This is a genomic window from Thiolapillus sp. (assembly GCF_048562965.1).
Taxonomy (GTDB): Bacteria; Pseudomonadota; Gammaproteobacteria; order Chromatiales; family Chromatiaceae; genus Thiolapillus; species Thiolapillus brandeum_A.
In genome coordinates this window covers 1-8,067 of sequence record NZ_JBHNMF010000120.1, presented here as the reverse complement: position 1 = coordinate 8,067, position 8,067 = coordinate 1, and the positions used below count along the sequence as shown (strand labels likewise).

Sequence of the window (8,067 nt, the reverse complement as noted above, 5' to 3'; positions counted from 1 at the left end):
CCACCAACCTTGATCTCAAGCTGGCGCGGTAGGTTCGTGCGCTTTTCCCGCCGGACAGTGGACGGCGGGACACCGCCCGTATTTTTGTAGGATGCGGTGAGGTATGAACAGTATCAGGAAATCGGTTGCGATGCGGTTCGTACCTCACCGCATCCTACCCGGTCGTGATCGTTTATCGGTTCCAGCCAGTATTTTGAGGATGGGTTGAGGAACGAAACCCATCATTCCCCTATTAGGGCGAGGTGGTGAGGGTTTCCAGCAGTGGCCGCAGTTTGGCTTCCTGCATTTCACCTGCCTGGCGCAGCAGTATTTTGCCGCCGCGGTCGGCAACCACGGTATAGGGCAGGGCGTTGAAACGGTCACCCAGCCGGGTGGACAGTTCCAGGGCCTTATCTTCCCCCAGCAGGATGGGGAATTCGATGCCGTGGGTATCGACAAAGTCCTGAACCGCCTGCCTGTCATCGATGGCGATGCCCACGAACAGGACGTTGCGGTCGGCGAACTGCTCCTGCAGTTTCACGAACAGAGGCATCTCCTCCTGACAGAGTGGACACCAGGTGGCCCAGAAATTGATGACCAGTATCTTGTCGCGCCATTCCTCTGCACGCCAGGGGTTGCCGTCCAGGTTGGGCAGGGTGAAATCCGGTATCTGGGTGTAGATGCCATGGGAATCCGGCAGCACTTCATGGTGCTGCAGGCGCCACTGATACACGCCGGTGATCACGGCGCCCAGGCCCAGGCCGATGGCTGCCAGCAAGGCGAGCTGTCTGAACTTCATGATTATTTCACTTTGCTGATGTGGTTCTTGAATTCACCCACGCCCATATAGCCCATGAGGCGCAAGTGCTTCATTTCATCTCCGTTCGTGCCCCAGAAAATCATGGCGGGCGGTGCAGGTATGCCGATTTTCTCCATCAGCGCCATGTCTTTCTCATCCTGCTCGGTGACATCCGCCTGCAGCAGCACGAAGTTGTTCATGGCGGCAACCACATCAGGCCGGGAAAACACGTTCCTTTCCATCTGCTTGCAGTAGATGCACCAGTCGGCGTAGAAATCCAGCATCACGGGTTTTCCCGCAGCTTTGGCCATGGCCAGTTCGCGTTCCAGGTCGGCAACGCTCTTCACTTTTCTGAACTGCAGGTGTGAGGGTACGCCGCCAGTTCCACTGCCAGCGGACAGGCCGCGCAGGGGCTGCAGCGTGTCTTTGCCGTCGGCGGCCACGCCTACCAGGAACAGGGCGCCGTAGATCAGCAGCACCATGCCCAGGCCTTTCCACAGCTTGCTCCAGCCGCTGGCTTCCACGCTCAGCTGCTGCAGCGCGCCCATGTAGATGGCGGAGACGATGAGCAGTACACCCCACAGCCCCATGATGACGACTGGGGGCAGGAAGCGCTCCAGCATGGTGATGGCCAGGCCCAGCATCATCACGCCGAACACGCCTTTCACTGCGTCCATCCAGCTGCCGGCTTTGGGCAACAGCTTGCCGGCCGATGTGCCGATGGCCACGAGAGGGGCGCCCATGCCCAGGGCCATGGCGAACAGGGCGGCGCCGCCGAGTACGGCATCACCGGTCTGGCCGATATAGATCAGGGCCCCGGCCAGTGGCGGAGCGACGCAGGGGCCGACGATGAGTGCGGACAGCAGGCCCATGATGGCCACGCCACTGAGTTCGCCGCCGTGTTGCTTGTTGCTTATCTCGCTCAGTTTGCTCTGCCAGCTGGCAGGTAGCTGCAGGTCATAGAAGCCGAACATGGACAGGGACAGCAGCACGAACAGCAGAGCAAAGGCGCTGAGTATCCAGGGATTCTGGAAGGCGGCCGTCAGATTCATGCTGGCGCCGAAGATGCCAGCGAGCACACCGACGATGGTGTAGGTCACGGCCATGGCCAGCACATAGACCACCGAAAGGGTGAAAGCCTTGCGGGTGGTGATGCCGGCCCCCTGCCCGGCGATGATGCCAGACAGGATGGGAATCATGGGGAACACGCAGGGAGTGAAGGCCAGCAACAGGCCGATGCCGAAAAATGTCAGAAGAATCAGCCAGGTACTGCTGCTTCCCAGCATGGAGGCGATCTGGTCCTGTTCGGACTTTTCCACGGTGGGTGCTGAAGGAGCCGGTTGCGGCGCTGGTGCCGGTGTCGCTACAGAGGTTGCGACTGCAGGCTTGGCAGTCGGGACAGCAGCCTGGGAGACCGGCGGCAGCTGGAATTTGAACTGCTTCTTTTGTGGCGGATAGCAAATACCCCGTTCGGCGCAGCCCTGGTATTTCAGGGTCACGGTGGCTTCGGTGGCCTCCTTGCCGCCGCGGACCAGAGGGATGCTGAGGTCCAGCTTGTGCACGAATACCGCCACGTCACCGATGCTGCCGTCAGGCTTGATGGAATCGTGTTTTATCTTGGGAGGAGGCAGTTTGAACGCCCCCAGTGAAACGTCCTTGCCATCGATGCTGACCTTGACCTTGTCTTCATACAGATAGGTGCCGTCGGCGATTTCCCAGTGAACATCGAGATTCCTTCCGTCTTTCGATTCAACGAAGGGCCTGTAGGCCTGGTCCGGAGACAGGATGCCATCGTCGTCCTCCAGTCCGAGATCGTCGCCCAGCGCACCCAGGGCATCCAGCGGAGAAGGTGTAGCCGCCGCCGGTTCGGCCGGGCTGGATTGGGCTTCGGGGATTTCCGAGCCGCTGACCTGCACCAGCGTTTCCTGTGCGTCGGCCGCAGCTGCCGGTGTCACCGGTGGGGGCAGATCGGCCTGGGTGTTCAAGGCAATGAGCAGCTTCTGGGTATGGGGCGGATAACAGATGCCGGCGTCGGCGCAGCCCTGGGAGCGGGCCTCGAGTTCCAGCATGCTGGGCGCTTTGCCGGTGATATGGTAGGGCAGTTCCACAGCCACCTGCTTGCGGTAGATTTCGATATCGCCGAAGAAAGGGTCTTTCTTGACCTTGCCCGGCGGCAGATCAGGGCTGCCCAGGGAGATTTCCTTGCTGTCTGCCTTGAAGCGGAACTTGTTGCGGTAAAGGTAGTAACCGTCTGCAATATCCCAGCGCACGATGATCCTGTCGCCGGCCGCTTCGCCCGAAATGGAATAAGCCTGATCGGGCTTGAGCAGTTCCTCGTCGGCAAGCAGTGCTGGCGACAGTATGAGGAATGAAAACAATAGGATCAATCGGTACATATGTTTTCCCCTACCCAGTTAAGGTAGTCTTTGCTGCCGGCGCTGATAGGCACGGCAATAATTTCGGGCACATCGTAAGGATGCAGTTCAAGGAGGGTTTGTTCCAGCTTCGCCCAACCGTTTTTTGTGGTCTTTATCATCAGCAGGGCTTCCTGATCCTGCTGTATCTCTCCCTGCCAGCGATAGACCGACCGTATGGCGCCGTTGAAGCTGACACAGGCCGCCAGCCGTTTCTCCACCAGGGTTTGTGCCAGTTGCATAGCGGTATTCTCGTCCGGACAGGTGCACAATACCAGCAAAAGCTCAGGAGTAGAGACCGGCATTTCGGTGTTTTTCATGCAAGAATGTGTAGATGGAAAGACGGAAGCTTGAATTAAACGTATTTGCCCCAAGGTATGCAAGATGAATCCGGGAATTATTTTTTTACTGATACTGGTGGGGGCTCCCCTGGTGGAGCTCTACGTGCTCATCGAGGTGGGTTCCGAGATCGGTGCATTGCCGACCATCCTGTTGAGTGTTTTCACCGCCATACTGGGAGCCTATCTGGTGCACCTGCAAGGTGTGTCGGTGCTCACGCGGGTGCAGAGCACCCTGGCGCGGGGCGAGGCACCTGCGCTGGAAATGCTCGAAGGCGCCATGATCATGATGTCCGGGGTGATGCTGCTGTTCCCGGGATTCATCACCGATATCTTCGGTTTCCTCATGCTGGTGCCGCCTTTGCGCCGCAAGTTCATTCTGGCCATGCTCAGGCGCAGTGGCAATCTGCAACCTGCCCCCGGGTCGGGTGATATGCCTGACGCCGGGGTAAAGCAGATTCATATCATCCAGGGCGAGTATCGCCGGGACGACGACTGACTCAGCGTGCTTGATGCCGGAATAGTGACCGGGAGCTGTTCAGAAAGTCCCGCCTCATGACTACCGCTTCCATTGTCGTCAAGACCTTGAGCGCTCTGCCAGCTAAACCAACCCGTATTTTTCTGGAAGGCAAGGGTTGACTTTCCCTTTTTCGCCCCTATTATTAGCACTCACTACAGGGGAGTGCTAGTACTCTCGTATCGTAAACCTACAAAATCAAGATATTTTAGGAGTTTATCTATGAAGATCCGTCCATTGCATGATCGACTGGTCATCCGTCGCACGGAAGAAGAGCACACCAGCCCTGGTGGCATCGTGCTTCCGGACAGCGCCACCGAAAAGCCCATTCAGGGTGAAGTCACTGCCGCAGGTAATGGCAAGATCCTGGAAAACGGCGAAGTCCGTCCCCTGGATGTGAAGGTGGGTGACAAGGTGCTGTTTGGCAAATATGCCGGCACGGAAGTCAAGATTGGCGGCGAAGAGCTGCTGGTCATGCGTGAAGAAGACATCATGGGTGTGATCGAAGACTGATTGTCTGTCGCTCCCGGGATTGGGGATTCAGCGCCCGTATGTATATCGGTTTGAAGCTGTCCCCTGTTACTGATCAATTTTTAGAAATTAAGGAAGTGGAAACATGTCTGCAAAAGAAGTGAGATTTGGTGATGAAGCCCGTCAGCGAATGCTGGCCGGCGTCAATGTACTGGCGAATGCCGTAAAAGTAACCCTCGGTCCAAAAGGCCGAAATGTCGTTCTGGAAAAATCTTTCGGCGCTCCTACCATCACGAAGGATGGTGTATCGGTAGCCAAGGAAATCGAACTGACCGACAAGTTCGAGAACATGGGTGCGCAAATGGTCAAGGAAGTTTCTTCCCAGACCTCTGACGTTGCCGGTGACGGTACCACGACGGCAACCGTTCTGGCCCAGGCCATGGTTCGCGAAGGTCTGAAGGCCGTTGCCGCCGGCATGAACCCCATGGATCTCAAGCGTGGCATGGAAAAAGCCGTCGAAGCAGCCGTTGAACAGCTCAAGGGCATGTCCAAGCCCTGCGCCGATTCCAAGGCCATTGCCCAGGTGGGTTCCATTTCCGCCAACTCCGACCAGGCCATCGGTGACATCATTGCCGATGCCATGGACAAGGTGGGCAAGGAAGGTGTCATCACTGTCGAGGAAGGCACCTCTCTGAGCAATGAGCTGGATGTGGTCGAAGGTATGCAGTTCGACCGTGGCTATCTGTCTCCCTATTTCATCAATGACCAGCAAAGTATGTCCGTGGAGATGGAAGATCCGTTCATCCTGCTGCACGACAAGAAAATTTCCAACATCCGTGATCTCCTGCCGGTACTGGAAGCTCTGGCCAAGGCTGGACGTCCGCTGCTGATCATCGCAGAAGATGTGGAAGGCGAGGCGCTGGCGACTCTGGTCGTGAACACCATGCGCGGTATCGTCAAGGTAGCCGCCGTGAAGGCGCCGGGCTTCGGTGACCGCCGCAAGGCTATGCTGCAGGATATCGCTATTCTCACCGGTGGTACCGTGATTTCCGAAGAGGTTGGACTTTCCCTGGAAAAGGCTACCCTGGATGACCTGGGTACCGCCAAGAAGGTCACCATCTCCAAGGAAGAGACCACCATCATCGATGGTGCGGGCAGTGCAGATGACATCAAAGCCCGTTGTGAGCAGATCCGTGCTCAGGCTGAAGAAACAACTTCGGACTACGACCGTGAAAAGCTGCAGGAGCGCCTAGCCAAGCTGTCTGGCGGTGTTGCCGTGATCAAGGTGGGAGCCGCCACGGAAGTGGAAATGAAAGAAAAGAAAGCCCGCGTCGAAGATGCGCTGCACGCTACCCGTGCGGCTGTCGAGGAAGGGATCGTTCCTGGTGGTGGTGTGGCCCTGGTTCGCGCCGAGCGCGCCATTGCCGATCTGAGTGGTGACAACGAAGACCAGAACGTGGGTATCACCCTGACCCGTCGCGCCATGGAAGAGCCCCTGCGCCAGATAGTGGCCAATGCCGGTGGTGAGCCTTCTGTCGTACAGAACGAAGTCGCCAATGGTGATGGCAACTATGGTTACAATGCAGCCAACGGTGAATATGGCGATATGGTGGAGATGGGTATTCTCGATCCCACCAAAGTAACCCGCAGCGCACTGCAGAATGCTGCTTCTGTCGCCGGTCTGATGATCACCACCGAGTGCATGGTGGCGGAAGAGCCGAAGGAAGAAGCGGCCGCAGCTGCTATGCCTGATATGGGTGGCATGGGCGGTATGGGCGGCATGATGTAAGCCACCTGCCGCGAACAAAAAGCCCCCGGCCTTTTACAGGGCAGGGGGCTTTTTTTTGGGGGGGAGGATTACGACAAAGCAGCTGTAAAGAATGTTATTCCGGTGCAGGCCGTTCTAACCTTCATGAGTCCTCTGGTCACACCCCTGATGATGGAATAGTCCGTGTCCGTAGGTCGGACTTCAGTCCGACATTGCTCCGTTGTGGCCGCCGTTGTTGGGCTGAAGCCCGACCTACAGTCATAGCGCGAAACTGTATCATACAGAATACAACAATATTAATAGCTTAAGCTTATTTCCACACTAACGATCTGAGCGAAAATCTCTCCGGGAAAAAAGCGCATTCCGGTAAATTGTCCGGGTTAACACTCCAATATCCGGGATGTCCAGCAGTCAATCAGCCCGCGGTTTACAAAGCGTGTACGGGCCAGACCTGCAGCAGATCGGAGGTTTTCTTTTCAGCATCCTGCCAGTCGTTGCCGGGATCGAATACGCCGACCAGGGAAGTATCGAAAGCTATTTCGGTATCTGTCCAGTACATGTTGCCGGACAGGTTGCTGAAAGGACCGTGGTTGGTCAGACAATTGTCCTGACATGCCGAACCCTCATAGACCGGATTGCCCAGGGAAGCATGGAAAAGGTGTCCGGGTTCGCTGTTGAGGCAACCGTGACCCAGACTGACGGTGTTACCGGCCTGATCGGCCTGAATGTGCAGGGAGCAACTGCTGTCCTTCTGTTGTATCCGGGGCAGCCGCCAGTCGCTGTGCCCGAGGTAGGCGTGCTTGTTGAGCACGCCTATCCAGGCCTTGGCCTCTTACCAGTTCATGAGTCCGTTCTGGGCACAGATTTCTGCGGCGCTTCTGCTGGTACCCTGTTTGACGGAAGCCGGGTCGAAGCTTTTCCACAAGGGGCTGTCATTGCTGCACAGGGTCTTGACGAGATTGGCATCTCTGGTCCATTCCACAGCCATATCCCGGTCAGCTACCAGGCGCTTGCCCACGAGGTCGATTTCGCCGGCGGTGGCTGTTGATAAGGTGCCGTGTCCGTGCATCTGCATGACACCGAACACGAGTGCGCTGATAATTGTGTAATTCATGTCTTGTACTCCAAACGGTTAGTGATTGATGTGCAGGACTCAGGAGCCCAGCAGTTCCACATACTGGTGAGTAACCTGGTTCATGGTAGCCATGATGTTGTCGGTGGTGGCCAGCACGATAACGGGGAGGCCACCTCTTTCCACGTCCTTGTAGAACTTGGCTACCACGTGCCACAGTTTTTTAACCTTTTCCAGCTCTGCCTTGATCTGGGGTGTATTGCGCTTGGCTTTGATGAGTGCGGCCTGGGCCTGCTCGAATTCCTTCACGGCCGTATTCAGCTGATCCACCGTGTTGTGATCGTGGAAGCCCGCCTGATAGGCAATGTAGTATTTCGCGATGCGCTGGGTGAGCATACGCTGGCGCCCGGCCAGGTTGACGATGTCTTCTTTCTTGAGCTTGGATTCTGCCTCCAGCCGGGACACGATATCCTAGCTGCCTTCCAGCATGGTTTCGCTGTAGTCCAATACGAGTGAGGCGTTTTCCTTGTTGTAGGGCTGCTTGGCCAGTTGGGCCAGCTCATCCTTCGCCATTTCGATAAAAACCAGCATGTCCTGCACGCCGGGGTTATCCGTGGATTTCCTGATGACCTCGAAATTACGGTCGAATTCCCGGATGCTGTCGAGGAGTTGTTTGCGGGTTTTGTCCGGGCGAATGCCTTTGCCGTAG

The 8,067-nt window shown here is 56.9% G+C and carries 9 protein-coding genes and 1 pseudogene; 3 read left to right on the top strand and 7 right to left on the bottom strand.

Annotated elements, in window-relative coordinates; all coding sequences use genetic code 11:
* Positions 1-232: 232 nt before the first annotated feature.
* Genes ACOCD2_RS08410 through cutA form a run of 3 tightly spaced genes read right to left on the bottom strand, consistent with a single transcriptional unit; the run spans position 233 to position 3,497 of the window.
* A complete protein-coding gene (locus tag ACOCD2_RS08410; protein ID WP_293646386.1) occupies positions 233-778 on the bottom strand; it encodes a TlpA family protein disulfide reductase in 546 nt (181 codons plus the stop codon).
* A 2-nt stretch (positions 779-780) separates the two neighbouring features.
* Entirely contained in the window at positions 781-3,174 is a 2,394-nt protein-coding gene (gene dsbD, locus ACOCD2_RS08405) for a protein-disulfide reductase DsbD (RefSeq protein ID WP_293646388.1), read from the bottom strand.
* The gene (gene cutA, locus ACOCD2_RS08400) at positions 3,162-3,497 is read right to left on the bottom strand and encodes a divalent-cation tolerance protein CutA (RefSeq protein WP_293646406.1); all 336 of its coding nucleotides are present in this window, start codon (positions 3,495-3,497) and stop codon (positions 3,162-3,164) included. Before cutA ends, dsbD begins: the two co-directional genes overlap by 13 nt.
* Before the next feature lie 79 nt (positions 3,498-3,576).
* Between cutA and ACOCD2_RS08395 the strand changes: the two genes are divergently transcribed.
* The 3 genes from ACOCD2_RS08395 (at position 3,577) to groL (ending at position 6,307) form a co-directional block, all read left to right on the top strand.
* The gene (locus ACOCD2_RS08395) at positions 3,577-4,029 is read left to right on the top strand and encodes an FxsA family protein (RefSeq protein ID WP_293646390.1); all 453 of its coding nucleotides are present in this window, start codon (positions 3,577-3,579) and stop codon (positions 4,027-4,029) included.
* A 240-nt stretch (positions 4,030-4,269) separates the two neighbouring features.
* Positions 4,270-4,560, top strand: coding sequence for a co-chaperone GroES (locus tag ACOCD2_RS08390; protein ID WP_293646392.1), 291 nt, complete (start codon positions 4,270-4,272; stop codon positions 4,558-4,560).
* A 103-nt stretch (positions 4,561-4,663) separates the two neighbouring features.
* The gene (gene groL / locus ACOCD2_RS08385; protein WP_293646394.1) at positions 4,664-6,307 is read left to right on the top strand and encodes a chaperonin GroEL; all 1,644 of its coding nucleotides are present in this window, start codon (positions 4,664-4,666) and stop codon (positions 6,305-6,307) included.
* A 406-nt stretch (positions 6,308-6,713) separates the two neighbouring features.
* Here the strand turns inward: groL and ACOCD2_RS08380 are convergent, their stop codons facing one another.
* The 4 genes and pseudogenes from ACOCD2_RS08380 to ACOCD2_RS08365 form a co-directional block, all read right to left on the bottom strand.
* A complete protein-coding gene (locus ACOCD2_RS08380; RefSeq protein WP_293646396.1) occupies positions 6,714-7,097 on the bottom strand; it encodes a hypothetical protein in 384 nt (127 codons plus the stop codon).
* A 21-nt stretch (positions 7,098-7,118) separates the two neighbouring features.
* Positions 7,119-7,400: a hypothetical protein gene (locus tag ACOCD2_RS08375; protein WP_293646398.1), complete on the bottom strand. Its 282-nt coding sequence runs from the start codon at positions 7,398-7,400 to the stop codon at positions 7,119-7,121.
* 39 nt (positions 7,401-7,439) lie between these two features.
* Entirely contained in the window at positions 7,440-7,823 is a 384-nt protein-coding gene (locus tag ACOCD2_RS08370; RefSeq protein ID WP_293646400.1) for a type IV pili methyl-accepting chemotaxis transducer N-terminal domain-containing protein, read from the bottom strand.
* Between the two features lie 6 nt (positions 7,824-7,829).
* Positions 7,830-8,067: pseudogene (locus ACOCD2_RS08365) on the bottom strand (hypothetical protein); the annotation flags it as partial.